This is a genomic window from Mitsuaria sp. 7 (assembly GCF_001653795.1).
GTDB lineage: Bacteria > Pseudomonadota > Gammaproteobacteria > Burkholderiales > Burkholderiaceae_C > Roseateles.
On the sequence record NZ_CP011514.1, the window covers coordinates 1,071,800 to 1,096,266 of the forward strand.

General features: G+C 67.7%; 22 protein-coding genes, 2 tRNA genes and 1 pseudogene. 18 read left to right on the forward strand and 7 right to left on the reverse strand.

Annotated features, from left to right (window positions below; translation table 11 throughout):
• The first annotated feature begins 109 nt into the window (after positions 1–109).
• The 4 genes and pseudogenes from ABE85_RS04750 (at position 110) to ABE85_RS28250 (ending at position 2,789) form a co-directional block, all read left to right on the forward strand.
• Positions 110–1,072 (forward strand): LysR family transcriptional regulator, encoded by a 963-nt coding sequence (locus ABE85_RS04750; protein ID WP_067270523.1) that lies wholly within the window; start codon positions 110–112, stop codon positions 1,070–1,072.
• Between the two features lie 20 nt (positions 1,073–1,092).
• Positions 1,093–1,980: a tRNA glutamyl-Q(34) synthetase GluQRS gene (gene gluQRS, locus ABE85_RS04755; RefSeq protein ID WP_231993230.1), complete on the forward strand. Its 888-nt coding sequence runs from the start codon at positions 1,093–1,095 to the stop codon at positions 1,978–1,980.
• 83 nt (positions 1,981–2,063) lie between these two features.
• Positions 2,064–2,408 (forward strand): annotated as a pseudogene (locus ABE85_RS28245) (FKBP-type peptidyl-prolyl cis-trans isomerase); the annotation flags it as partial.
• Between the two features lie 33 nt (positions 2,409–2,441).
• The gene (locus tag ABE85_RS28250; RefSeq protein WP_231993353.1) at positions 2,442–2,789 is read left to right on the forward strand and encodes an FKBP-type peptidyl-prolyl cis-trans isomerase; all 348 of its coding nucleotides are present in this window, start codon (positions 2,442–2,444) and stop codon (positions 2,787–2,789) included.
• A gap of 91 nt (positions 2,790–2,880) precedes the next feature.
• Here ABE85_RS28250 and ABE85_RS04765 read toward each other — a convergent pair whose 3' ends face one another.
• The 5 genes from ABE85_RS04765 to ABE85_RS04785 all read right to left on the reverse strand — a co-directional run bounded on the left by ABE85_RS04765 (position 2,881) and on the right by ABE85_RS04785 (position 9,641).
• On the reverse strand, positions 2,881–3,993 hold the full coding sequence (locus ABE85_RS04765; RefSeq protein WP_067270535.1) for an IS481 family transposase: 1,113 nt from the start codon (positions 3,991–3,993) through the stop codon (positions 2,881–2,883).
• A gap of 155 nt (positions 3,994–4,148) precedes the next feature.
• Positions 4,149–5,216 (reverse strand): tRNA 2-selenouridine(34) synthase MnmH, encoded by a 1,068-nt coding sequence (mnmH, locus tag ABE85_RS04770; RefSeq protein WP_067270538.1) that lies wholly within the window; start codon positions 5,214–5,216, stop codon positions 4,149–4,151.
• Between the two features lie 4 nt (positions 5,217–5,220).
• Positions 5,221–7,887 carry a [protein-PII] uridylyltransferase gene (locus ABE85_RS04775; RefSeq protein ID WP_082938323.1) on the reverse strand — a complete coding sequence of 889 codons (2,667 nt, stop codon included), beginning with the start codon at positions 7,885–7,887 and terminating at the stop codon, positions 5,221–5,223.
• 16 nt (positions 7,888–7,903) lie between these two features.
• On the reverse strand, positions 7,904–8,722 hold the full coding sequence (map, locus tag ABE85_RS04780) for a type I methionyl aminopeptidase (protein WP_067270542.1): 819 nt from the start codon (positions 8,720–8,722) through the stop codon (positions 7,904–7,906).
• A gap of 91 nt (positions 8,723–8,813) precedes the next feature.
• On the reverse strand, positions 8,814–9,641 hold the full coding sequence (locus ABE85_RS04785; RefSeq protein ID WP_067270546.1) for an undecaprenyl-diphosphate phosphatase: 828 nt from the start codon (positions 9,639–9,641) through the stop codon (positions 8,814–8,816).
• 336 nt (positions 9,642–9,977) lie between these two features.
• Here ABE85_RS04785 and ABE85_RS04790 point away from each other — a divergent pair, with 336 nt between their 5' ends.
• The 6 genes from ABE85_RS04790 to ABE85_RS04815 all read left to right on the forward strand — a co-directional run bounded on the left by ABE85_RS04790 (position 9,978) and on the right by ABE85_RS04815 (position 15,512).
• Positions 9,978–10,682 carry a TetR/AcrR family transcriptional regulator gene (locus tag ABE85_RS04790; RefSeq protein ID WP_067270550.1) on the forward strand — a complete coding sequence of 235 codons (705 nt, stop codon included), beginning with the start codon at positions 9,978–9,980 and terminating at the stop codon, positions 10,680–10,682.
• Between the two features lie 93 nt (positions 10,683–10,775).
• Positions 10,776–11,429, forward strand: coding sequence for a protein-L-isoaspartate O-methyltransferase (locus ABE85_RS04795; protein ID WP_067270553.1), 654 nt, complete (start codon positions 10,776–10,778; stop codon positions 11,427–11,429).
• 249 nt (positions 11,430–11,678) lie between these two features.
• Positions 11,679–13,049: a TolC family outer membrane protein gene (locus ABE85_RS04800; RefSeq protein WP_067270557.1), complete on the forward strand. Its 1,371-nt coding sequence runs from the start codon at positions 11,679–11,681 to the stop codon at positions 13,047–13,049.
• A 230-nt stretch (positions 13,050–13,279) separates the two neighbouring features.
• Complete coding sequence (gene yaaA, locus ABE85_RS04805) at positions 13,280–14,065, forward strand: peroxide stress protein YaaA (RefSeq protein ID WP_067270561.1); 786 nt, start codon at positions 13,280–13,282, stop codon at positions 14,063–14,065.
• A 135-nt stretch (positions 14,066–14,200) separates the two neighbouring features.
• Positions 14,201–15,061, forward strand: coding sequence for a 2OG-Fe(II) oxygenase (locus ABE85_RS04810; RefSeq protein WP_067270564.1), 861 nt, complete (start codon positions 14,201–14,203; stop codon positions 15,059–15,061).
• 100 nt (positions 15,062–15,161) lie between these two features.
• Positions 15,162–15,512, forward strand: coding sequence for a hypothetical protein (locus ABE85_RS04815; RefSeq protein WP_067270568.1), 351 nt, complete (start codon positions 15,162–15,164; stop codon positions 15,510–15,512).
• A gap of 128 nt (positions 15,513–15,640) precedes the next feature.
• Here the strand turns inward: ABE85_RS04815 and efp are convergent, their stop codons facing one another.
• Positions 15,641–16,195 carry an elongation factor P gene (gene efp / locus ABE85_RS04820; RefSeq protein ID WP_067270572.1) on the reverse strand — a complete coding sequence of 185 codons (555 nt, stop codon included), beginning with the start codon at positions 16,193–16,195 and terminating at the stop codon, positions 15,641–15,643.
• A 192-nt stretch (positions 16,196–16,387) separates the two neighbouring features.
• Positions 16,388–17,494, reverse strand: coding sequence for an elongation factor P maturation arginine rhamnosyltransferase EarP (gene earP / locus ABE85_RS04825; RefSeq protein WP_067270575.1), 1,107 nt, complete (start codon positions 17,492–17,494; stop codon positions 16,388–16,390).
• 233 nt (positions 17,495–17,727) lie between these two features.
• Here earP and uvrC point away from each other — a divergent pair, with 233 nt between their 5' ends.
• The 8 genes from uvrC to ABE85_RS04865 all read left to right on the forward strand — a co-directional run bounded on the left by uvrC (position 17,728) and on the right by ABE85_RS04865 (position 24,436).
• Positions 17,728–19,665 (forward strand): excinuclease ABC subunit UvrC, encoded by a 1,938-nt coding sequence (uvrC, locus tag ABE85_RS04830; protein WP_067270579.1) that lies wholly within the window; start codon positions 17,728–17,730, stop codon positions 19,663–19,665.
• A gap of 27 nt (positions 19,666–19,692) precedes the next feature.
• Complete coding sequence (locus tag ABE85_RS04835; RefSeq protein WP_231993231.1) at positions 19,693–20,268, forward strand: hypothetical protein; 576 nt, start codon at positions 19,693–19,695, stop codon at positions 20,266–20,268.
• 62 nt (positions 20,269–20,330) lie between these two features.
• Positions 20,331–20,897: a CDP-diacylglycerol--glycerol-3-phosphate 3-phosphatidyltransferase gene (gene pgsA, locus ABE85_RS04840; RefSeq protein ID WP_067281897.1), complete on the forward strand. Its 567-nt coding sequence runs from the start codon at positions 20,331–20,333 to the stop codon at positions 20,895–20,897.
• A gap of 218 nt (positions 20,898–21,115) precedes the next feature.
• Positions 21,116–21,388, forward strand: coding sequence for an HU family DNA-binding protein (locus ABE85_RS04845; RefSeq protein ID WP_067270581.1), 273 nt, complete (start codon positions 21,116–21,118; stop codon positions 21,386–21,388).
• Positions 21,389–21,410: 22 nt separating this feature from the next.
• Positions 21,411–21,486, forward strand: a tRNA-Val gene (locus tag ABE85_RS04850).
• 138 nt (positions 21,487–21,624) lie between these two features.
• Positions 21,625–23,538, forward strand: coding sequence for a peptidylprolyl isomerase (locus ABE85_RS04855; RefSeq protein WP_067270584.1), 1,914 nt, complete (start codon positions 21,625–21,627; stop codon positions 23,536–23,538).
• 119 nt (positions 23,539–23,657) lie between these two features.
• Positions 23,658–23,733: transfer RNA gene (locus tag ABE85_RS04860), tRNA-His, on the forward strand.
• A 136-nt stretch (positions 23,734–23,869) separates the two neighbouring features.
• On the forward strand, positions 23,870–24,436 hold the full coding sequence (locus tag ABE85_RS04865; protein ID WP_067270587.1) for a hypothetical protein: 567 nt from the start codon (positions 23,870–23,872) through the stop codon (positions 24,434–24,436).
• The last annotated feature ends 31 nt before the right edge of the window (positions 24,437–24,467 follow it).

Genomic DNA, 24,467 nt, shown 5'->3' on the forward strand with positions numbered 1-24,467 from the left:
CCCGATGTGGTGGAGAGGGCCTGCTGGTTGGCGATGGACTCACTGTAGGGACGCGGGCCTCTCCCGAGGGGGAGGGGGCTTGAAGCCAGCGTTCAAATAAGATGAAGGGATGGCTCAACAAGACAAACGACGGGTGCTGACGCCGGAAGCGCTGGCGATGATGGACAGCATCGCGCGCAGCGGCAGCTTCGCCGCGGCGGCCCGGGAGATGGGGAAGGTGCCGTCGGCGCTGACCTACTCGGTGCGTCAGCTCGAGGACGCGCTGGACGTGCTGCTGTTCGACCGCAGTTCGCGTCAGGCGGTGCTGACGGCGGCGGGGCACGAGTTGCTCACCGAAGGGCGTCGGCTGCTGCAGGAAATGGATGCGGTCGCCAACCGCGTCAAGCGCGTCGCGACGGGATGGGAGAGCGAACTCACCATCGCGTTCGACGACGCCATCGCACGGCGGGCGATCTTCGATCTGATGGAGGCCTTCTACCTGCAGGCCGAGGACGGCAAGCCGCCGCCGACGCGTCTGAAGCTGCGCACCGAGGTGCTCGCCGGCACCTGGGAGGCGCTGATCTCGGGCCAGGCGGACCTGGCGATCGGCACCAGCGCGCAACCGCCCGGGAGTTCGGTCGTCTGCGAGGTGCTGGGGCCCATGGAGATGGTGTTCTGCGTCGCGCCGCATCACCCGCTGGCGGGATTCGAGGGGGTGTTGACCTCGGCCGACATCGCCCGGCACCGCATCGTCGCGGTGGCGGACACGGCGCGCAGCCTTGCGCCGATGACGGTCGGCGTGGTGCCGGGGCAGGAGGTGCTGACGGTGCCGTCCATGGCCATCAAGCTCGAGGCGATGCTGCGCGGCCTCGGCGTGGGCTCGCTACCGACACCCATGGTGCGGCGGCATGTGGACGCGGGGCGGCTCGTCCTGAAGGAGACCTTCCAGGGCAAGCGGATCGCGCCGATGCACTACGCGTGGCGCAACACCGGACATCGACCGGCCAAGGCGCTGGCGTGGTGGCTGGACCGGCTCAAGAGCGAGACCACGCGGCGCTCGTTGATCGAGCAGCATGAGGGCCTGCTGCTGTGACCCTGTCGGCGCGCGCTTATGTGGGTCGGTTCGCGCCATCGCCGACGGGGCCGCTGCATGAGGGGTCGCTGGTCGCGGCGCTGGCGAGCTGGCTCGATGCCCGGGCGCATGGCGGGCGCTGGTTGATCCGCATCGAGGACGTTGATCGCCCGCGCTGCCCGGCCGGCGCCGACGCCGTGGTGCTGTCGCAGCTCGCCCAGGTGCGGCTGCTGCCGGACGAGCCGCCGGTCTGGCAATCGAAGCGCGATGCGGCCTATCAGACCGCGCTGGATGGCTTGAAGGCATCGGGGTGGGCCTATCCCTGCGGATGCTCGCGCAAGGACATCGCGGAGGCGATCGCGGCCCAGGGCGGCCAACGCGAGCGGCATGGGGAACTCGTCTATCCGGGCACCTGCCGGCATGGGCTGCACGGCAAGCCGGCGCGGGCGTGGCGGCTCAGGAGCACGTCTACCGTCGAGGGCGAAGCATCCCTGCGCATCGACTGGCGGGATCGTCGGCTCGGCAGGCAGTCCCAGGACCTGACGGAAGAGGTCGGCGACTTCGTCCTCCTGCGCGCGGACGGGCTGTGGGCGTACCAGCTCGCCGTCGTCGTCGATGACGGCTGGCAGGGCATCACCGACGTGGTCCGCGGCGAGGACCTCGCCGACAACACGCCCCGGCAGATCCGGCTGCAGGAATTGCTCGGCCTGCCTGTTCCGCGTTATCTGCACACGCCGCTGGTGCTCGGCGAGAACGGCGAAAAGCTCTCCAAGCAGAACGGCGCCCAGGCCCTGGACCTGGGCAACCCGCTTGCCGCATTGCAGCGCGCCGGCACCCGGCTCGGACTGCCAGCGCTGGAGGCGCCGACGATGTCCGAGTGGCTCGCCAGCGCCGTGGCAGCGTGGGATGTACGGCAGCGCGGGGCGTAAGGACCTTCAGCCGCTGGCATGATCACGCTTTCGCTTTTGCTTTTCGGGACGCGGACCGGCGTCCCCCTTTCAAGGAAAACTCGATGAAGACGACCGACAGCGGCCTGCAATACGACGACACCACCACCGGCACCGGCGCGACCGCGCGCGCCGGCCAGGACGTGCAGGTGCATTACACCGGCTGGCTGTTCAAGGATGGCGAGAAGGGCACGAAGTTCGACTCCAGCAAGGACCGCGGCGACCCGTTCGAGTTCGAACTCGACGGCGGCATGGTCATCAAGGGCTGGGATGAAGGCGTCCAGGGCATGCAGGTCGGCGGCACGCGCGTGCTCGTCATCCCGCCGCAGCTCGGCTACGGCGCACGCGGCGCGGGCGGCGTCATTCCGCCCAATGCGACGCTCCTCTTCGAAGTGGAACTGCTGGGCGTGTCCGGCGGCGCCGAAGCCATCGAACTGAACAAGCTGGCGACCACCGCCAGCGGCCTCCAGTTCGAGGACGTCAAGGAAGGCGAAGGCGCCGTCGCCGAAGCCGGCAAGCGCGTCACCGTCCACTACACCGGCTGGCTCTACAAGGACGGCCAGCGCGGCCGCAAGTTCGACTCGTCCAAGGATCGCCGCGATCCGTTCCGCTTCCACCTCGGCGCCGGCGAAGTCATCAAGGGATGGGATGAAGGCGTCCAAGGGATGAAGGTCGGCGGCACCCGCTTCCTCGTCATCCCGTCGGAACTGGGCTACGGCGCCTACGGCGCCGGCGGCGTCATTCCGCCGCATGCGACGCTGCTGTTCGAAGTGGAACTGCTGGCCGTCTGACCGCCCTTCTTGCTCCCTCTCCCGCTTGCTGTATGGACCGAGGACATGGGTGACAGGTGTGCCAGGACATGGGTAACAGGTCAGGTCCAGGTTAGTCAGCCTGGCACAGGTCAATCATGCGTACTTTTTGATGGCAGAAGAAGACATCGAAGCTGCCATCAAGATCCAGGTGAGGTCGTAGGGCTACAGGCTGGCCGATGAGGCCTCTGCCGACGCGGTAGGTGTTGCCTTTGAAGGCGATCCGTCCACCGTATCCGACCCGGCGCACGATGGCGCCATCGCCATATTCGACGGGCCGCAAAGAGCTTGGCATCGAGCGCGGGCTGGCCGCGTAGCGGCTGGCTGGCGTGTCCATGCCCAGCGCTTGATGCGGGCGCTTGGCGTTGTACAGATGCCGCCACTGGATGAAGTGGTGCTGGGCATCGTCCAGGTCCTTGAAGTGCCGACTGGCCAGCAACTCGGCTTTCAGGGTGCGATGGAATCGCTCGTCCTTGCCGTTGGTCTGAGGATGCATCGGTCGGCTGTGGCTCAACCGCACTCCCAAGCGAATCAGCCAGACGCCCAGCTCGGTGAGTGCTCCGCGCGTCGGCGAGCCCCAGGGCGGACCGTTGTCGGCGTTGATGCGCTCAGGCAGCCCATAGCGCTCAAAGGCGCGCTGCAGCACCGGCTGCACGGACTCTAGCCGCTCGTTACTCAGCGCTTGCAGCACGATGTTGAAGCGCGAGTGATCGTCCAGCACGGTCAGCGGATGGCAGCGCTCAGTGTCGGTGGCGAAGTGGCCCTTGAAGTCCATCTGCCACAGTGCATTGGGCGTCTCGTGCTCGAAGCGCTGCCATGCCGTCGCGGCCTGGCTTGCTGCCGGGTCGATCAGGCCGTTTCGGCGCAGCACCCAGTTGGCTGTGCTGGCTGCTACGTGCACACCATGATCGCGCGCCAGCACCTTCGCGATCTTGCGACCGCCCCAAGCAGAACATTCGGCCCGCACTGCAAGCACCTGCGCCTGCAGCTGTTCGGGCGTACGAGTCGGCGAGGTGTGTGGTCGCCGAGATCGATCCTCGAGATCGTCTCGGCTGAGCCACTTGTAGCCTGTCTTGCGGCTGATCCCGCTGCGTCGACATAGCTCGCTGATATTGGCGCCAGGCTGTCGGGCCAGTCGAACAAATTCCTCTCGTTGATCCTTCACGGTGTCTTGGCTCCAGGGCAACTTCGTCCTCCCGCTGACTAGGCGGGAAAAGTGTCACCCATGTCCTGGCACGCCTGTTACCTATGTCCTCGGTCCATACAGCTTGCGGGAGAGGGCAGGGGTGAGGGCCAGCGGCAGTGGCAGTGCTGAAGCCCGGCGTGTTCCGCTTCAGCGCTTCACCGCCGGATCAACGCGAGGATCTCCTCCGCCGCGCGGCGGGTCTCCTCGGCGCCGCCATCGATCAGGCTGATGCGCGACGCGTTGACCAACCCTGGGAAGTGGTTGGTCAGCGAGCGTTCATACCCCGGGTCGTAGTGATCCCGCATGAGTTCCCCGAAGACTTCGGCCCACTGCCCGTCCAGGGCCAGGGCTTGCCAGCGCCCCACGCGCTCGCGTCCCCGCAGCGCGACCAATCCGCCGATGAGTGAATTGAACGTCTGGGGATGGTCCTTGAAGTGGGCGTAGTCCTCGAGCAGGAGCTGGACGCGTCCGGCCTCGGCCATGTCGATCCAGACGCATCGCCCGTGCTGCCTCAATCGCAGATGAAGGGCTTCGGGCAACTGCACGCCGCCGATCTTGCGGCTCTCGCTTTCGACGAACACGGGCCTGGACGGATCGAGCTTGACGAGGGCCTGCCACAACGCCGTATCGAAGGCTTTCTGGCTGGGCTGCGGCTGATCGGGCAGGGCGCCGAGCACGGAGCCCCGGTGACGCGCGAGTGCCTCCAGGTCCAGGACCTGCGCGCCCGCGGCGGCGAGCGCCTGCAGCAGCCGCGTCTTGCCCGAGCCCGTGCGCCCGCACAGCACGACAAAATTGAAGCGCGCCGGCTGCTCCGCCAAGGTCTTGATCACCTCGCCGCGAAAGGCCTTGTAGCCGCCCACCAGCTGCAGCGACTTGAACCCGATCTGGTTGAGGAACCAGTTCATCGCCCCGGACCGCTGGCCTCCGCGCCAGCAGTAGACGAGGGGCCGCCAATGCTTCTGCATCAACGGCCGGTTGGCATCGAGGTGGTTGGCGATGTTGCGCGCCACGATCGCCGCGCCGAGCTTGCGCGCCTCCAGCGGATCCTGCCGGTAGAGCGTGCCGACGATGCGCCGCTCGTCGTTGTCGAGCACGGGCCAGTTCAGCGCGCCCGGCAGGTGGTCCTCCTCGAACTCCCCGGGCGAACGCACGTCGATCACGGTGCTGAACCCGTCGAGTCGGGCGAAGGCCTCGGCCGACGGGATCACGTGGTATTGGCTCATCGCCTCACTGCACCGCGAGCGCGTCCAGCAATTCGGTTTCGATCTGGAGCTGCATGCGGCTCTGCTGCAGCGCTGCGCCGTCGAGGAGGAACGTGTCTTCGACGCGTTCGCCGAGGGTCGAGACCTTCGCGAGCTGGAGGTTGATGCCATGCCGCGCCAGCACGCGCGCGATGGCGTACAGCAGGCCCGCGCGGTCGGTGGCGCTGACGGACAGCAGCCAGCGTTGCGCGCGTTCATCGGGCCTGAGCGCGATGCGCGGGGTGAAGGGGAAGCTCTTCACGCGCCGCGAGAGCCGGCCTTTGCGGGGCTCGGGCAGCGGCCCCTGGGCCACGAGCGCCTGGCCGAGCTTGGATTCGACCAGCGCCGTCAGATCGCGGTGGTGCAGGTCGAGTTCCGGCGCGATGACCTGGAAGGTATCCAGCGCATAGCCGGTGCGCGTCGTGTGCACCTTGGCGTCCAGGATGTTGAAGCCCGCGCCGTCGAAGTAGCCGCAGATCCGTGCGAACAGGTCCTGCAGGTCCTTCGCGTACACCAGCACCTGCAGGCCTTCGCCGACCGGCGACGGCCGCGCGTGCACCACGGGCACGGTGCTGTCGACGTGCCGCCACAGCGCCCGCGCATGCCAGGCCAGGTCGGGCGCGTCATGGCGCGCGAAGTAGCTCAGGTCCAGCGTCTTCCACAGCGCGTCCTCGGTGCCGGGCAACTGCGCCTTCAGCGCGAGTTCCTGCCGAGCTTCCTGCTTGCGCGTCTCGATCTCCGCGGCCATGTTCAGCTTCGCGCCGCCCAGCGCGCGCAGCGTCAGCCGGTAGAGGTCCTCGAGCAGCTTGCCCTTCCAGGCGTTCCAGACCTTGGGCCCGGTCCCGCGGATGTCGGCCACCGTCAGCAGGTAGAGCGCCGTCAGCGTGCGCTCGTCCTTGACGAGTCGCGCGAAGTGCTGGATGACCTCCGGATCCGACAGGTCCTCCTTCTGCGCGACGCGCGACATCGTCAGGTGATGCTCGACGAGGAACACGACCAGCGCCGCGTCCGCCTTCGGCAGCCCGTGTGCGCGGCAGAAGCGCCTGGCCTCCGCCGCGCCGAGGTCGGAGTGATCCCCGCCGCGTCCCTTGGCGATGTCGTGGAACAGCGCCGCGACGTACAGCGCCGACGGCCGGTCGAACTGCGCCGCCAGCTGCGAGCAGAACGGGTACTCGTGCGTGTGCTCGGGGATGAAGAAGCGCCGGATGTTGCGCAGCACCATCAGGATGTGCTGGTCCACCGTGTAGACGTGGAACAGGTCGTGCTGCATCTGCCCGACGATGCGCCGGAACACCCACAGGTAGCGCCCCAGCACCGAGGTCTGGTTCATCAACCGGAACGCGTGCGTCTGGCCCTGCGGCTCTTCCAGGATGCGCATGAACATCGCGCGGTTGGCCGGATCGCGCCGGAAGGCGCTGTTCATCAGCCCGCGCGCGTTGTAGAGCGCGCGCAGTGTCTTCGCCGACAGCCCCTTGATGCCGGGCGTCTGCTGGTAGATCAGGAAGGTCTCGAGGATCGCGTGCGGCTCGCGTTCGTAGAGATCGTCGGTCGCGATCTCCAGCATGCCGCTGCGCTCCAGGAAGCGCTCGTCCACCGGTCGCAGCTCGTTGCCGAGGGTGCCGTTGATCTGTTCTTCCAGGTTCAGCAGCGTGATCTGGTTGAGCTGGGTGACCGCCTTGGCCGCCCAGTAGTAGCGGCGCATCAGCTTCTCGGACGCCCGCAGCGAGCGCGTCGACTCGTAGCCGAAACGTTCCGCCACCGAGGTCTGCAGGTCGAAGACCAGCCGGTCTTCGCGCCGCCTCGCCGCCAGGTGCAGCTGGCAGCGGATGCTCTTGAGGACGCCTTCGTTGCGCTGGAGCTGGCGCGCCTCGAAGGGCGTGATCAATCCTTTCGCGGCCAGCTGGGGCCAGGTCTTGCCCAGGCCCGCGCCACGCGCGATCCAGATCAGCACCTGAAGGTCGCGCAGGCCGCCGGGGCTTTCCTTGATGTTGGGTTCGAGCGCGTAGGGCGTCTCTTCGTACTTCGTGTGGCGCTGGCGCATCTCCAGCGTCTTGGCGCGCATGAACGCGCGCGCATCGACGGCCGCGCAGAAGGCCTGGTCGAAGCGCTTCACCAGCGGCTTGGCGCCCGCCAGCCAGCGCGACTCCAGGAGCGCGGTCTGGATGGTGACGTCGCCCGCGGCCTCGTCCAGGCATTCCTTGACCGAGCGCACCGAGGATCCGATCTCCAGCCCGATGTCCCAGCAGGCGGTGATGAAGGCCTCGATCGCGTGCTTGAGCGGGCCGGGCTGATCGGGCGTGACGCCGTCCGGCAAGGCGTCGGGCAGCAGCAGCAGGACGTCGACGTCCGAATGCGGGAACAGCTCGCCGCGTCCGTAGCCGCCGACCGCGACCAGGGCGGCTTCGGGCGCCGCCGCGGCGATGCCCGATTGCGTCCACAGGGCCTGCAGCGTGCCGTCGACGTGCCTGGCCAGCTTCCGCATCAGGCGCGCCGCCGCGGACACGCTGGCCTTGGCGGACGCGAAGTCGTCCAGCAGCGCCTGCTTGCCGGCCTTGAAGTGCTGGCGCAGCTCGGCGACCGTGGGGATCGGGGGCAGTGTGTCCGGCGAGCCTTCCGACGGCCCGCCGACCTCGCCGGGCGTCCTGGCGTTCATGGGCGGCCCGCGCGGATCAGGCCGGGACGGCCTGGGGCAGCACGAAGGCCGGCGGCGGCGGCGTGCCGGCCGACTGCGTCAGGATCTCGTAGCCGGTGTCGGTGACCAGGATGGTGTGTTCCCACTGCGCCGACAGCGAGCGGTCCTTGGTCACGATGGTCCAGCCGTCGCTCATTTCCTTGATCTCGCGGCGGCCGGCGTTGATCATCGGCTCGATCGTGAAGATCATGCCCGGCACCAGTTCCTCCAGTGTGCCCGGGCGGCCGTAATGGACCACCTGCGGCGCCTCGTGGAAGACCTGTCCGATGCCGTGGCCGCAGTACTCGCGCACGACGCTGAAGCCCTCGTTCTCGGCGAAGGTCTGGATGGCATGGCCGACGTCGCCCAGGCGCGCGCCCGGCTTGACCTTCTGGATGCCCTTCCACATCGCCTCGTACGTGAAGGCGCACAGCCGCTTGGCCGCGATCGAGCCCTCGCCGACGACGAACATCCGGCTCGTGTCCCCGTGCCAGCCATCCTTGATGACGGTGACGTCGATGTTCACGATGTCGCCGTTCTTCAGCGGCCGGTCGTTGGGGATGCCGTGGCAGACCTGGTGGTTGATCGATGTGCAGATCGACTTGGGGTAGGGCGTGTAGCCCGGCGGCTGGTAGTTCAGCGGGGCGGGGATGCCCTGCTGGACGTTCACGATGTAGTCGTGGGCCAGCTTGTCGAGGTGCTCGGTCGTGACGCCCGGCTTGACGTGCGGGGTCAGCATGTCCAGCACCTCGGACGCCAGGCGGCCGGCGATGCGCATGGCGTCGATGTCGGCGCCGGTCTTGATCGTGATGGTCATATGCACCGCATTTTAGGCGCTTGGCCATCCCCGCGCAGGGGGATGCGTTCCCCCTCCCGAGGGAACGCTTCGGATGGCCCCCAGAGGGAGGTCAGTCCGCCCAGACGATGACGCCCGTGTAGGCGGTGATCAGCACCACGATGCCGAAGGCGATGCGGTACCAGGCGAAGGGCACGAAGCTGTGGCTGGCGATGTACTTCAGCAGCCAGCGCACGCAGATCCAGGCGCTGACGAAGGAGAAGAACAGCCCCACCGCGAACAGCGGGATGTCGCCCGTCGACAGCACCGAGCGCTCCTTGTACAGGCTGTACAGGCCGGCGCCGATCAGCGTCGGGATCGCCAGGAAGAAGCTGAAATCGGTGGCCGCCTTGCGCGACAGGCCCAGCAGCATGCCGCCGATGATCGTCGCACCGGAGCGGCTGGTGCCCGGCACCATCGCCAGGCACTGCACGAAGCCGACCTTCAGCGCGTCCATGGGCGACATCTGGTCGACGTCCTGGATGCGCACCGCGGTCTGCTGGCGGCGTTCCGCCCACAGGATGATGAAGCCGCCGATGATGAAGGTGCTCGCCACCACGACGGGGGTGAACAGGTGTTCCTTGATCACCTTGCCGAACAGCAGGCCCAGGATGACCGCCGGCAGGAAACCGATCGCCACGTTCAGCACGAAGCGCCGGGCGCGCACGTCGCTGCCCAGGCCGGCCGCCGTCTCGCGCAGGCGCTGCCAGTACACGATGATCACCGCCAGGATCGCCCCGGTCTGGATCGCGATGTCGAACACCTTGCCCCGGGCGTCCTCGAAGCCGCCGAGCAGCGCGCCCGTCAGGATCAGGTGGCCGGTCGACGAGATCGGCAGGAATTCGGTCAGGCCTTCGACGATCCCCATGATCGCGGCCTTGATCAGCAGCACAGTGTCCAAAACTACCACTCCAGAATGCCGCCTCGCTCGGGGTGGAGGCGGATCGGCGGGGATCATAGCCGCGGGCCGGACCCCGTTTGCGGCGGTGCAGCACCCGGATGGGCGGGGTCGGCGTGAGGGGGGCGTGAAGCCCGTAAGTCCCTCTTAAAGGGCGCCGTGCCAGAGGCGCTGCGAGGGTGGGGCGCTTGACCGGCTCGAAAGGCCGCCGCTACATTACTGACCGGTTAGTCAGTTATTGACTGCCGCGACCCCACGACCCCCGCGCGCTGGGCGCGCCCCTCACCCCCACCCTCTCCCGCAAGCGGGAGAGGGAGCACGCAGTTCCGTTCGCTCACCATGCCTCGCGCTTCCGCCAAGACCGTTGCTCCGGCGCCGTCGTCCCCTCGACAGCGGCGGAAAGAGGCGCGGCCGCAGGAACTGCTCGAGGCCGCGCTGGCGCTGTTCGTCGAGAAGGGCTTCGCCGCCACCCGTTCGGAGGAGGTCGCCGTCAAGGCGGGGGTGTCCAAGGGGACGCTCTACCTGTACTACCCCTCGAAGGAGGAGCTCTTCAAGGCGGTGGTGCGCGAGTCCATCGGCACCAAGATCGCCGAAGGCGTCTCGGAGCTGGGCAAGCACCAGGGGTCGATGGCGGAGCTGCTGACCTGGATGCTGTGGAGCTGGTGGGAGCGCATGGGACTGACCCCCGCCGGCGGCATCCACAAGATCATGATGAGCGAGGCCGGCAACTTCCCGCAGCTGGCCGCGTTCTACAACGACGAGGTCATCGAGCCCAGCTGCGCGCTGCTGGCCGAGGTCGTGCGCCGGGGCATCGCCTCGGGCGAGTTCCGCGACGTGGATCCCGATGCCTGCGTGATGGTGCTGATCGGGCCGGTGCTGCATCTGGTGCTGCATCAGCACTCCATCGGCAAGGCGGGTGCGGTGCATGACCACAAGCCCGAACCCGAGGTGGTGCTGAAGCTGCAGCTCGAACTGATGTTCGAGGGACTTCTCAACCGCCCGCGTCCCCCATCCGATCCGGCCACGCCCCGGCCGGCCGCCTAGAATACCGCCCGCATTGACGACCGAATTCCCGATCGCATTCACGACCGCATTCCCGACCGCCGTGGCGCGCCGTGCGGCGCCAGAGGACAGAACATGAATTTCGAACAAGCCCGCTTCAACATGATCGAACAGCAGATCCGCCCCTGGGATGTGCTGGACACCTCGGTGCTGGCCCTGCTGGCGGTGGTCAAGCGCGAGGACTTCGTGCCGGCCGCCTACCGCAACGTGGCCTTCACCGACGTCGAGCTGCCGCTGGCCCACGGCCGCAAGATGCTGCCGCCGCGGGTTGAGGCCCGCTGGATGCAGGAGCTGCAGATCGAGCGCCACGAGAAGGTGCTGGAGATCGGCACCGGCGCGGGCTATATGGCCGCGCTGCTGGGCCACAAGGCGCAGCAGGTCTTCAGCGTCGAGCAGGATGCGGAGCTGGTGACCGCCGCCCGCGACGCGCTGCGCCGCAGCGGCGTGCTGAACGTGACCGTGGTCCAGGGCGACGGCGCCAAGGGCCTGCCCGCGGAAGCGCCGTTCGACGTGATCCTGTTGTCGGGCTCGGTGGCGCAGGTGCCGCAGGCGCTGCTGGACCAGCTCAAGGTCGGCGGCCGCATGGGCGTGATCGTGGGCGAGGAGCCCGCGATGGTCGCGCGCATCATCACCCGCACCGGCGAGCGCGAGTTCGCCACGAAAAACCTGTTCGAGACCGTCGTGCAACGCCTGGACGGTTTCGACGCCGGCTCGCACTTCACGTTCTGAAGACGCTGCCGGCGGGCGTTGCAGCCCGTCGCGCGTATTTGCCATCAAGGGGTGCGAAGACTGCAGGTCGTCGCATTTCTTTCGAGGGAAGTGGGGGAGGTGATCTATAACCTCGCCCGCGGCACCGGGGTCGGATCGGAGGCGATCGATCCGGCGGTGCCGAGGTACTGAATGCCGGTCGCGGACTGCCCGCGGCCGGTCCGCAGTTGGATCGATCCGAAGAACATCACATCGACACGAGGATGCCTCATGGCCGCTGAACGCCGTCCGTCACCGATCTCCCGCCTGCCGCGGGTCACGCTCCTTGCCGCTGCGCTTGCGCTGGTGGCCGGCGCGGCCCAGGCGCAGAGCCTGCAAGAGTTGTACGACGCGGCGCGTGCCTACGACGCGACCTTCCTGGCCGCGCGCGCGGTGGCGGATTCGGCGCAGTACCGTTACGGCCAGGCGCAGGCGCTGGCGCGTCCCAGCGTAGGCCTGGGCGTCGGCGCGACGCGCAACGAGGTCGATCTGCCGGCGATCCCCACCGCCCAGGGCGGCTCGGTCAATACCGGCTGGCAGGGCAACACGGTCGCCACCGCCGGGCTGAACGCGAAGTACGCGATCTTCAACCGCCCGAACGCCGGCAGCATCGAACAGGCCCGCCTGGGTGTCGACGTCGCCCAGTCCGATCTGCAATCGGCGGAGCAGGACCTGATCGTCCGCGTGGCGCAGGCCTACTTCGACGTGCTGGCCGCCAAGGACACGCTGTCGACCTCCAGCGCCAACAAGGCCGCGATCTCGGAGCAGCTGGCCTCGGCCAAGCGCAACTTCGAGGTCGGCACCGCCACCATCACCGACACCCGCGAAGCCCAGGCCCGTTATGACCTGGCGACCGCGCAGGAACTGGCCGCCGACAACGACCTGCGGGTCAAGCGCGTGACGCTGGACCAGCTGGTCGGCCGCGTCGGCGTCGAGCCGCGTCCGCTGGCCGTGCCAGTGGCGTTGCCGCCGGTGGCGCCCTCGACGGTGGAACCCTGGGTCACCCAGGCCGAGGACGGCCATCCCGCCATCCGCAAGGCCCAGCTGGGCCTGGACATCGCCAAGATCGAGATCGAGCGCGCCCAGGGCGCCCGCTATCCGACCGTCGACCTGAACGCCTCGCTGGGCGTGCAGCGTCAGACCGGTGAAGGCGTCAGCTACACCGGCAACACCAAGCAGGGCTCGCTGGGCGTGTCGGTGAACCTGCCCGTGTACACCGGCGGTCAGATCACCAACCGCATCAAGGAAACGATGTCGCTGGAGGAGAAGTCCCGCAACGACCTCAACTTCGCCCGTCGCAGCGTCGAGGAGGGCACCAAGCGCGCCTTCTTCGGCGTGCAGTCGCTGCAGGCGCAGGTGAAGGCGTACGAGGCGGCCGAGTCCTCCACCAAGCTGGCGCTGGAAGCGACGCAGCTGGGCTACAAGGTCGGCGTGCGCGTCAACCTGGACGTGCTCAACGCGCAGACGCAGCTCTACACGACGCAGCGCGACCTGGCCAAGGCGCGCTACGACGTGCTGGTGAACAGCCTCAAGCTGCGCCAGGCCTCCGGGCAACTGCGCCCCGAGGACATCTCGGCGATCAACACGCTGCTCGCGCAGTAAACACAGACCGAGCAGCGGCAGCGAATCACCCGGGGCCGGCGGAGCGGCCTCGTGGGGCGCCAACTCGCTCCGCTCACCTGCGGTTCGCTTTGCTCGAACAGACGGCGCCCCAGTCAGTCTGGAACTCGGCCGCTCCGCCGGCCCCGGGTGATCCGCCGCCCACGGGCGGCTTTCGTCCATCTGGCGGGCTGGTGACAGGTCTTGCGCGTCGGACGCGCGACAATCCGTCCATGCTTTTCGTGATCTCCCCCGCGAAGTCCCTGGACTACGACACCCCGACCCCGGACGCCGTCGCCGCGCTGGCGAGCCGTCCCCAGTTCGTGCCGCAGTCGGCCGAACTGATCGAGATCCTCAAGACCCGGTCCCCGTCGGACATCGGCGGCCTGATGGACATCTCCGAGGCGCTGGCCACCTTGAACGTCGCCCGCTATCACGCGTGGTCCACGCGATTCACCGACAGGAACAGCAAGCCCGCCGTGCTCGCCTTCAACGGCGACGTGTACGACGGCCTGCAGGCCTCGACGCTGTCGATGGACGACCTGCAGTGGGCGCAGCGCCATCTGGCGATCCTGTCCGGCTTGTACGGCGTGCTGCGTCCGCTGGACCGGCTCCAGCCCTACCGGCTGGAGATGGGCACGGCGCTGAAGAACGACCGCGGCGGCAACCTGTACGCGTACTGGGGCGACACCATCGCCGAACACCTGAACGCGCAGAGCGCGCAGCTCCAGTCGCCGGTGATCGTGAACCTGGCGTCGCAGGAGTACTTCAAGGCGGCCGCGCGCAAGGTGCTGAAGCCGCGGGTCCTCGAGTGCCAGTTCGAGGACTGGAAGAATGGCCGCTACAAGATCATCAGCTTCTTCGCGAAGCGCGCGCGCGGCCTGATGGCGCGGTACGCGATCCAGCATCGCATCGGCACGCCGGCGGGCTTGCAGGACTTCGCCGTCGACGGCTACGCCTACGCGCCGGAGGCGAGCGAGTCGGACCGGCTAGTGTTCCGTCGCCGCATCGCCGAATGAATGCTTATTGAGCGCCCGATGAGTGCTCATCGAGCGCTCGATGAACGCTCAATGAGCGCCCAAGCGTAAGCAGGCCCCGCTTTCGGGCACACCGGGATACAGGCAGAAACCGATCAGTTTGATACCGTCGCGACTATGAGCAACTCGCAATACCTCACGCCGGAGCTGCGCGAATGGGTGGCCACGCAACTGCGCAATGGCATCACGCGCGAAGCGCTGTACCAGGCCATGCTGACCAGCGGCTGGCAGCCCGACATGGCGCAGCAGGCGCTGGCGGAGCACCGCCCCTTCGAGGCCCCCTTGACCTTGCCCCAGGTCCCCGAGCCCGCGGTCGAGCCCGGTTCCCTGCCGGAGCCCGACCTCGGCGAGCAGCGCAGCGTGCTGCTGCCCGACGGCCACCGGGTCGAGATCCTGATGGCGCTGCAGCGTCCGCGGGTGATCGTCTTCGGCAACCTGCTGTCCGAGCAGGAGTGCGACGCCATCGTCACGAACGCCGGGCAGCGCCTGGCGAGATCGGAGACCGTGGCGGCGCAACGCGAGGGCAGCGAGGTCAACTCCGCCCGCACCAGCGAAGGCATGTTCTTCGAACGGGGCGAGAACGAGGTCGTCGCCCGCATCGAGCGCCGCATCGCGACGCTGTTGAACTGGCCGATGCGCAACGGCGAGGGGCTGCAGGTGCTGCGCTACCGCGCCGGCGCCGAGTACCAGCCGCACTACGACTACTTCGACCCGCGCCACGCCAGCAGCAAGGCGATCCTGGAACGCGGCGGCCAGCGGGTCGCGACGATCGTGATGTACCTGAACACGCCGCCGCGCGGCGGCGCGACGGTGTTCCCGGACATCAAGCTCGACGTGATGGCGCAGAAGGGCAACGCGGTCTTCTTCAGCTACGACCGGCCCGATCCCGCGACGCTGACGCTGCATGGCGGCGCGCCGGTGGTCGAAGGCGAGAAGTGGGTCGCCACAAAATGGTTACGTCAGGGCGAGTTCGTTTGATGCGGTTTGACGCGGCCTTCACCAGCCGCCCGCTAGACTCGTCCCCATCGCCACGAGCGTCGGCCCCGGCCGGCGCGTCCCGAAGAAGAAGGAAATCCACATGAAGTCGTTGATCGCCGCCCTGGGTACCGTGCTGCTGACCACGCTCGCGCAGGCGCAGGTCCAGCCGCAGGCACAACCGGCCCCTCCCGCCACGGCGCCTATCGCCGCCGCGCATGCCGACATGGCCGCACCGGCATCGCCGGCTGCCAAGCCGGCCAATGCAGGCAAGGCCGCCGGCAAGCACAAGGCAGCCGGCAAGACCGCCAAGCAGGGCGGCAAGCACGCCGCGGCCAAGAAGTCCGGCGCGAAGAAGAAGCCCGCGCAGCACGCGTCGTCAGGCAAGTCGGGCTCGAAGAAGGTCGCCAACGCCAAGCCGAAGAAGAGCAAGCAGCGTCAAGCGGCCGCCTGATTCCAGCCGTGGATCCGGCCTCCTAGCGAGGCGGATCCAGGAAAGCAAAAAAGCAGCCCTCGGGCTGCTTTTTCGTTGGGGTGATCGGGCGACCGAGCCGCCGGGGCTCGGGGCACCCTCACGGCGTCTCAGACGCGCTTGCGGTACTCGTGCGTACGCGTGTCGATTTCGATGTTGTCGCCTTGCGCCACGAAGATGGGCACGGGGATCTCGAAACCGGTGGCGATCTTGGCGGGCTTCAGGACCTTGCCCGAGGTGTCGCCCTTGACGGCCGGCTCGGTCCAGGTCACTTCACGCACGACGCTGGTCGGCAGTTCCACGGAGATGGCCTTGCCGTCGTAAAACACCACTTCAACGCCCATGCTGTCCTGCAGGTAGTTGATGGCGTCGCCCATGTTCTCGGCTTCCACCTCGAACTGGTTGTACTCGGTGTCCATGAACACATACATCGGATCGGCGAAGTACGTGTAGGTGCACTCCTTCTTCTCCAGGATGATCTGGTCCATCTTGTCGTCGGCCTTGAAGACGACTTCGGTGCCCGAGTTGTTCAGCAGGCTCTTCAGCTTCATGCGCACGGTGGCGGCATTGCGGCCACCGCGGCTGTACTCGGTCTTCAGCACGACCATGGGGTCCTTGCCGTGCATGATCACGTTGCCGGCGCGAATTTCTTGAGCGATCTTCATGATGATTCCGGGAGATTGGGTCCGGGCACAGTCATCTGGATGCTTGGAGATCCGAACTGTTCCGGCGGTGTGAGGCGTTCCGTCTCGGCATCCCGCAGCCCGGTGCCGAGGCCGGGGGCCGTGGCTTGGAACTGCTGGAGCGCCGCGCAATGAGAACGCGGAAAAGCCGCGCATTCTAGCTCGAAAGGCCCCTCACGCGCCACTCGACAGCCCGGTGAAGGCCTGGAGGCGGGTGGTGAGATCCGGCGGCGCGGCCAGTTCCGCACGCCACGCGCGGGCGTGCGCCGAGGCGCCGTCCCAGTCGCGCAGCGCCTGCGCGGCCTCCGGCGTCCACGGCGCCAGACCGTTCCAGGCGCGCGACACGGCGAGCCAGCGCGCCTGCAGCGACGCCGGCGCACCGGCCATCGACCGGCCGAGGAAGGCCTCCAGTTTCGGCCCGTGGGCGCCGTCGTCCTGGAAGTAGATCTGCCAGAGCATCGGCCGGCCGGCCCATTGCGCGCGGACGAAGGAGTCCTCTCCCCGCACGAGGTTGAGATCGCACGACCAGAGCAGGCGGTCGTAGTCGGCCTGGCTCAAGGCGGGCAGGGCGATCGCGCGCTGGCCGGGCCTCAGCAGCGGAGGAAGTTCCGCCTGCGGCGCGCCGGGGCACAGCAGCAGCAGCCATCCCGGGCCGAGCGCCTCGAGGAAGGCCGCCAACGGCGCGTGCGGGTAGGCGAACAGGCTGAGCACGCGCTCGCCGGGCGCTGGCGCCCAGCCGCGTCCGTCCAGCCATGCGGTGCCATCGTGTGCGTCGACGGCCTCGATCAGGCCGGGCTCGCGCAGCAGTCCGCCGGTGCGCCCGCTGAATCCGGGATAGAAGAAGCGCTTCTCCAGACCCGCGCCGGGACCGGAGAACTGCGGCGATCGCAGGCCGTGGCTGCGCTCGACGTAGCTTTCCGCGCTGAGGTATTCGAGGTTGATCCATGCCGGCTTCACCGGCCGTGCGGCCATCGCCGCGATGAAGTCCTGCGGCAGTTCGCAGCCGAAGGTCTCGATGACGACGTCGCCCGGATCCACCCCCACGCTGTCGTCCCAGGGGCGGCAGGCGAGGCCCTCGACCGGCTCCGGCTGCATCCACGCCAGCGGCGACAGATCGTCGCTCCACAAGCGCGCCTGCGCGCCCCGCTGCGCGAGGTCGCGGGCCAGTCGCAGGCACACGCCGAGGTCCCCGTAGTTGTCGATGACGCGGCAGAAGATGTCCCACGTCCGCCTGTCAGGAGTCTGCACGTCGGACGAGGATTCGGCGGGGGTGTCGGGCATGGCCGGATTATCCGGCGGCACAATCGCGCCCCATGAGCACGACCCCCGCCGGCGCCAGCGAAGTGCCGGACCCGATTCCCGATCCGTCCACCCCTGCGGCTGCCGTCCCCGCTGCTGCACCCGCTGCTGCACCTGCTGCTGCACCTGCCGCCGCCCCCGCGGCCTCCCACGCCGACGAGTGGAACGCCCAGTCCGCGGCCATCGAGGCCGCCGAGTCGCGTCGCGTCGCCGACATGGAACGCGCCGCGCGCGAGGGCCGGGACCGCCTGCTGGCCGAAGTGCTGGCGCTGCCGGCGCTGCCGGGCGTCTACCGCTACTTCGACGCGCAGGACCACGTCCTCTATGTCGGCAAGGCGAAGAACCTCAAGCGCCGCGTCTCGAGCTATTTCCAGAAGGACCACGGCGGCACGCGCATCGGCATGATGATCGCGCGCATCGCGCGGCTGGAGACCACGGTGGTGCGCACCGAGGCCGAGGCGCTGCTGCTCGAGAACAACCTGATCAAGGCGCTCAACCCGCGGTTCAACATCCTGTTCCGCGACGACAAGAGCTACCCCTACATGCGCCTGTCCGGCCACGCGTGGCCGCGCATCAGCTACTACCGCGGCGCGGTGGACCGGCGCCACCGCTACTTCGGTCCGTTCCCGAGCGCCTGGGCGGTGAAGGAATCGATCCAGCTGATCCAGAAGGTCTTCCAGCTGCGGACCTGCGAGGACACCGTCTTCAACAACCGCAGCCGGCCCTGCCTGCTGCACCAGATCCATCGCTGCACCGCGCCCTGCGTGCCCGAGGGGCAGAACGACGACTACCGCCGCAACGTCAGCAACGCGGAGCGTTTCCTGCTCGGCGAGACGCAGGAGGTGATGGACGCGCTGCAGGCGCAGATGATGACGCACGCCGAACGCTTCGAGTACGAGCAGGCCGCGGGCATCCGCAACCAGATCACCGCGCTGTCCAAGGTGCTGCAGCAGCAGGCCGTGGACGAGAACAGCGCGACCGGCCGCGACCGCGACGTCGACATCCTCGCGGTGAAGCTGCAGGGCGGGCGCGCCTGCGTGAACCTGGCGATGGTGCGCGGCGGGCGGCACCTGGGCGACCGCGCGTATTTCCCCAAGCACGTCGACGACGCGACCGCCGTCCAGCTGCTGGACGACGAGGACCTGACCCCGGTGGAAGGCGAGGACGGCGCCGTCCGCGTCGAGCCGCCCAGCCCCGAGCGCCTGGTGCTGGAAGCCTTCATCGCGCAGCACTACCTGGAGATGGCCGTGCCCTCGCTGCTGGTGCTGTCGGAAGCGGTCGACCCCGCGCTGGCGGAGGCCCTGAGCGTGCAGGCCGGGTACCGCGTCACGACGCAGGCCCAGCCCCGCGGCCAGCGCCGCATCTGGCAGGAGATGTGCGTCAAGGGCGCGGAGATCGCGCTGGCGAGACTGCTGTCGGAGGAGGGCTCCCAGCAGGCGCGCACGCGGGCGCTGATCGACGCGCTGGACCTCAGCGTCACCGATCTCGACAAGTTCCGCATCGAGTGTTTCGACATCAGCCACACGGCCGGCGAAGCGACGCAGGCCTCCTGCGTCGTCTTCGAAGGCCACCAGATGCAGAGCGCCCAGTACCGGCGCTTCAACATCGACGGCATCACCGGCGGCGACGACTACGCGGCGATGCGCCAGGTCCTGACACGCCGTTACAGCAAGATGGCCGAGGCCGCCCAGAATGGCACCGGCCGCATGCCGGACCTGGTGCTGGTGGACGGCGGCAAGGGTCAGGTCTCGATGGCGCGCGGCGTGTTCGAGGAACTCGGTGTCGACCTGGGCCTGATCGTCGGCGTTGAAAAGGGCGAAGGGCGCAAGGTCGGGCTCGAGGAACTGGTCTTCGCCGACGGGCGCGAGAAGGTCTACCTCGGACGCGATTCGGCGGCGCTGATGCTGGTGGCCCAGATCCGCGACGAGGCCCACCGCTTCGCCATCACCGGCATGCGGGCCAAGCGCGCGTCGATCCGCACGGGCGGCTCGCGGCTGGAGGACGTGCCCGGCGTCGGGCCGAAGAAGCGCGCGCAACTGCTGCAGCGCTTCGGCGGCGTGCGCGGCGTGTCCGGCGCGAGCGTCGAGGAGCTCTGCACCGTCAAGGGCATCTCGCGCGAGCTCGCCGAAGAAATCTATCGCGCGCTGCATTGAACGGCGCGCGGCTTGTTGGGAACAGACATGACAACGATCGATCGAACGACCCGGGTGGGCCTGCTGCCGCGCCTGGTGCCCATGGCGCGCTGGAGCGGCAAGCTGGCGCTCGCGCTGTCGCTGGCGGCCTGCGGCTCGCCGACGCAGCGGCAGCCGGAACGTCCTCCCGTGCAGGAAGCGCCGCGCGCGCCCGTCGCCACGCCGGTCGCGCCGGGCGGCCCGGTGCCGACCTCGCCGGCGGTGCGCCGCGGCCTGCCGCTGCCCGCGCCGCACGCGGTCGGCACGCATGAGGACCTGCGCCGCCAGGCGGCGCAACGCATGGTCGCCGCCAATCCGGACGGCACCTACATGGGCGAGGTGCCGCCGGAGCTGCTGGCGATCCCGGTGCTGGAGATCGAACTCAACCAGGACGGTTCCATCAAGCACATCCGCGTGCTGCGCAAGCCGACCCAGGCCGAGGACACCATCGAGGTCGCCATCGCGGCCGTGCGCCGCGCCGCGCCGTTCGGCGACGTGAGTCGGCTGCCCAAGCCCTGGAAGTTCGTCGAGGTCTTCCTGTTCGACGACGACCGGCGCTTCAAGCCGCGGACGCTGGACGATTGAGGCTCGACGATTAAGAGAAGACCGACGGTTCCGCGCCGTGAAACGTGGGCACAATGCCGCCCATGTTCTGGACGCTGCCAACCCTGCTGACCTGGGCCCGCATCGTGGCCATCCCGCTGATCGTCGGGGTGTTCCACCTGCAGATGTCGCCCGCCCATCAAAACCTGCTGGCCACCGTCCTCTTCATCACGGTGGCGCTGACCGACTGGGCGGACGGCTACCTGGCGCGCAAGCTCAACCAGACCTCGTCCTTCGGTGCGTTCCTAGACCCGGTGGCCGACAAGTTCCTGGTCTGCGCGGCGCTGCTGGTGCTGCTGGAGCAGCAGCGCGTGGACGCGCTCGTTGCGCTGGTCATCGTCGGGCGGGAGATCGCCATCTCCGCGCTGCGCGAGTGGATGGCGCAGATCGGCGCCTCGCGCTCGGTGGCGGTGCACGTCCTGGGCAAGCTCAAGACGACGGTGCAGATGGTGGCCATCCCCTTCCTGCTGTTCGACGGCAGGCTGTTCGAGGTCATCAACACGCGGATCTGGGGCACCTGGCTGATCTACCTGGCCGCGGTGCTGACCATCTGGTCGATGGTCTATTACCTGCAGAAGGCACTGCCCGAGATCCGGGCCAAGGCGCGCTGATTCCGCCGGCGAAATCCCCCGTTCGCGGGAAACGATGAAACAGCGTGTGAAGAGTGCGTTCGAATGCGGGATTCAAGCGGGACGCTGTCCCCTGGGTGACCGTCGCGCGACCCCCTTGTATCGGGACTTCCCCCTTGTCTGGACCGCAGGGCAATGCGTCTAGAATCCGCTTCCCGCGCCGTTCGGGCGGCCTGGCAAACCAATGAGGGGGTACCTTCGTGAACAAGTCCGAATTGATCGAGCACATCGCCAAGCAGGCGGACATTTCCAAGGCGGCCGCGGGGCGCGCACTGGAAGCCGTGATCGGTGGTGTGAAGACCACGCTCAAGAAGAACGGGACCGTGTCGCTGGTAGGCTTCGGCACCTTCAGCGTCACGAAGAGAGCGGCGCGCACCGGCCGCAACCCGCGCACGAACGAGGCGATCAAGATCAAGTCGGCGAAGGTGCCGAAGTTCCGTCCGGGCAAGGCCCTGAAGGACGCGGTGAACTGAAGGCCGTGAACTGAAAGATTCCGGGCGCTTAGCTCAGTTGGTAGAGCACCTCCCTTACACGGAGATTGTCGGCGGTTCGAGCCCGTCAGCGCCCACCAGAAAACCGAGGCAGGTCCACGTCGTCCGTGGACTAGAATGCCGCGGCCCAAAGGCGAACCCCGGTTCGCCTTTGTCGTATCTGACGGGCCATTGAAACCTGTCTTAAAACGTGTCTTAAAAAAGACCTGAGGTTGTTGATGTTCGATTTCGTACGCAAGCACACGCGGCTGTTCCAGTTCCTGCTGCTGATCCTGATCGTGCCGTCGTTCGTGCTGGTCGGCGTGGAGGGCTACAGCCGCTTCATGGAAGGCGGCAACACGGCGGTCGCGGCCGTCGACGGCCACAAGATCACGCAGGCCGAATGGGACGACGCGCAGAAGAAGCAGGTCGAGCGCATGCGCATGGAAGCGCCGACGATGGACCCCAAGGTCTTCGACTCGCCGGAAGTGCGCAAGGACGTGCTGGAGAACCTGATGCGCGAGCGCGTGCTCGCCGCCGTGGTGGCCGATGAACATCGCACCATCAGCAACGACCAGTTGCTGGAGCTGATCAAGACGGATCCGCAACTCGCGCCGCTGCGCGACGTGGAAACCGCCAAGCGCATCGCCGCGCAGCAGGGCCTGACGGTCGACGGCCTGCTGCAGAGCGTGCGCCAGAGCCTGCAGGTCAACGGCGTGCTGGGCCCGATCGCGCAGAGCGCGCTGCCCACGCAGGCCAGCGCCAACCTGGCCTTCGACGCGCTGCTGCAGCAGCGCGAGCTGCAGTTTCAGGCCTTCGCCGCGAAGGACTTCGCCGCCTCGCTGACGCCGAAGGATGCGGACCTCGAGGCCTACTACAAGGACCCGAAGGTGTCTGCGAAGTTCCAGCTGCCGGAAAGCGCGGACATCGAGTACGTCGTGCTGGATGTCGGCTCGCTGCAAGCCGGCGTGACCGTCAATCCGGACGACGTGCAGAAGTTCTACGAATCGAACAAGCCGCGCTTCACGGCCGATGAGGAGCGTCGCGCGAGCCACATCCTGATCAAGGCCAGCGCCGACATGCCCGCGGCCGACAAGGCCAAGGCGAAGGCCAAGGCCGACGAACTGCTGGCCGAGGCGCGCAAGAACCCGGCCGGCTTCGCCGAGCTGGCCAAGAAGAATTCCGAAGACCCGGGTTCGGGCCCCAACGGCGGCGACCTGGACTTCTTCGGCAAGGGCGCGATGGTCAAGCCCTTCGAGGACGCGGTCTACGCGCTGAAGAAGGGCGAGATCAGCAACGTGGTCCAGTCCGACTTCGGTTATCACATCATCATGCTGACGGACGTGCGCGGCGGCCAGCTGCGCCCGTTCGAGACGGTCAAGGCCGGCATCGAAGCCGACCTGCGCCGTGAACTGGCGCAGAAGCGCTTCACCGAGCAGGCGGACGCCTTCACCGACGCGGTGTACAGCGACGCGGACTCGCTGAAGCCGGCGGCCGACAAGTTCAAGCTGACGATCCAGAAGGCGAACGTGCAACGCAAGGCCGCGCCGGACGCGACCGGCGTGCTGGCGTCGCCCAAGCTGCTGGAAGCGGTGTTCGCGGCGGACTCGCTGAAGGACAAGCACAACACGGCCGCGGTCGAAGCCGGTGGCAACCAGCTGGTGTCGGCGCGCGTCGTCGCCTACAAGCCGGCGCGCGTGCCGCCGCTGGCTGAGGTCAAGCCGCTGCTGACGATGGCCTGGGTGCAGGACAACGCCGCGCAGGCCGCCAGGAAGGCCGGCGAGGCCCGCCTGGCCGAGCTGAAGAAGGGTGGCGATGCCAAGGGTCTGGGCGACGCGCTGACCGTGTCTCGCGCCAAGCCGGGCGTGCTGCCGCAGAAGGCGCTGGACCAGGTCCTGCGCGCGGATGCGGGCAAGCTGCCGGCGTACGTCGGCGTGGACGCGGGCAACGGCGACTACCTCGTGGTGAAGATCGACAAGATCCTGCCGCGCGACCCGGCGCTGATCGATGCCAAGCGTGCGGCGGAGCAGTACGCGCGCGCCTGGAGCGCGGTCGAGATGGCCAGCTACTACAACGTGCTCAAGGCCGAGTACAAGGCGGCGATCAAGCCGGCGGTGCTGAAGGCGACGGCTGCTTCGGCGCCGGCGAACTGAGCGCGGTTCGACGAAGGAGAAAGGGCGGCACTCGCGCGATTCGAGCTATTTGAAAAAGAATCGCAGAAAGTGCTTCCCACAGAGGAGAAAAGTGGCCATAATCTAAGGCTTCTCCAGTGGTGGCTATAGCTCAGTTGGTAGAGTCCCAGATTGTGATTCTGGTTGTCGTGGGTTCGAGTCCCATTAGCCACCCCACCGAACAAGAAACGCCCGCAAGACGCAAGTCCTGCGGGCGTTTTGCTTTGGGTCGTCCATGATCTACTTCGGACTGTGGCAAGACGCCGTCCCTCTGAGGAAGATCCGCATGCGATTTCGCCGACACGCAGTTGGGATGGGTCTTCTGATCGGACTGGTCGGATTGGCGGCAGGGCTGCTGCTCGACTTCAAGAGCGCTGATTGGGCGGCTTGGGTCCAGGCTGTCGGGTCCATCGCGGCGATCCTGGTGGCGATCGAGGTGACGTCCCTTCAGCACGAGAAGGCCTTGCAGGCGAAACGCGATGATGAAGCCACGGGCATCGAATCTCGATCCCAGTTGTTGTTCAGCATCGCTGCGGAGGCGACCTCGGCGGTCGGCCAGCAACAGGTCGATGGCATCACGACGCAAGACTGGCTGGAAAGTGATGCAGAGCGCAGCGACCGCATCTCCGTGAGCGATCGTCGCGTGAAGGCTCTTCGTGCCGCGGTTCACGAGCTCCAACTCGGCCAGTTGAGGGCCAAAGAGATTGTTGTGCTCATCGAGGCGCGCGACATCATCGATCGCATTGCCGAGCACATCTTGAGTCTTCAGGGGCCGAACCCATTCACGAGACCTCTGCTGGTTCGGCGTGCGGAGGAACTCCACGGACTCGCATTGCGGCTTCAGGTGCTCGCCTCGTGTGTTCGAGACGGGCTGGCCTGAGGACGCGAACCTTCAAGGTCGCGTGCAACAG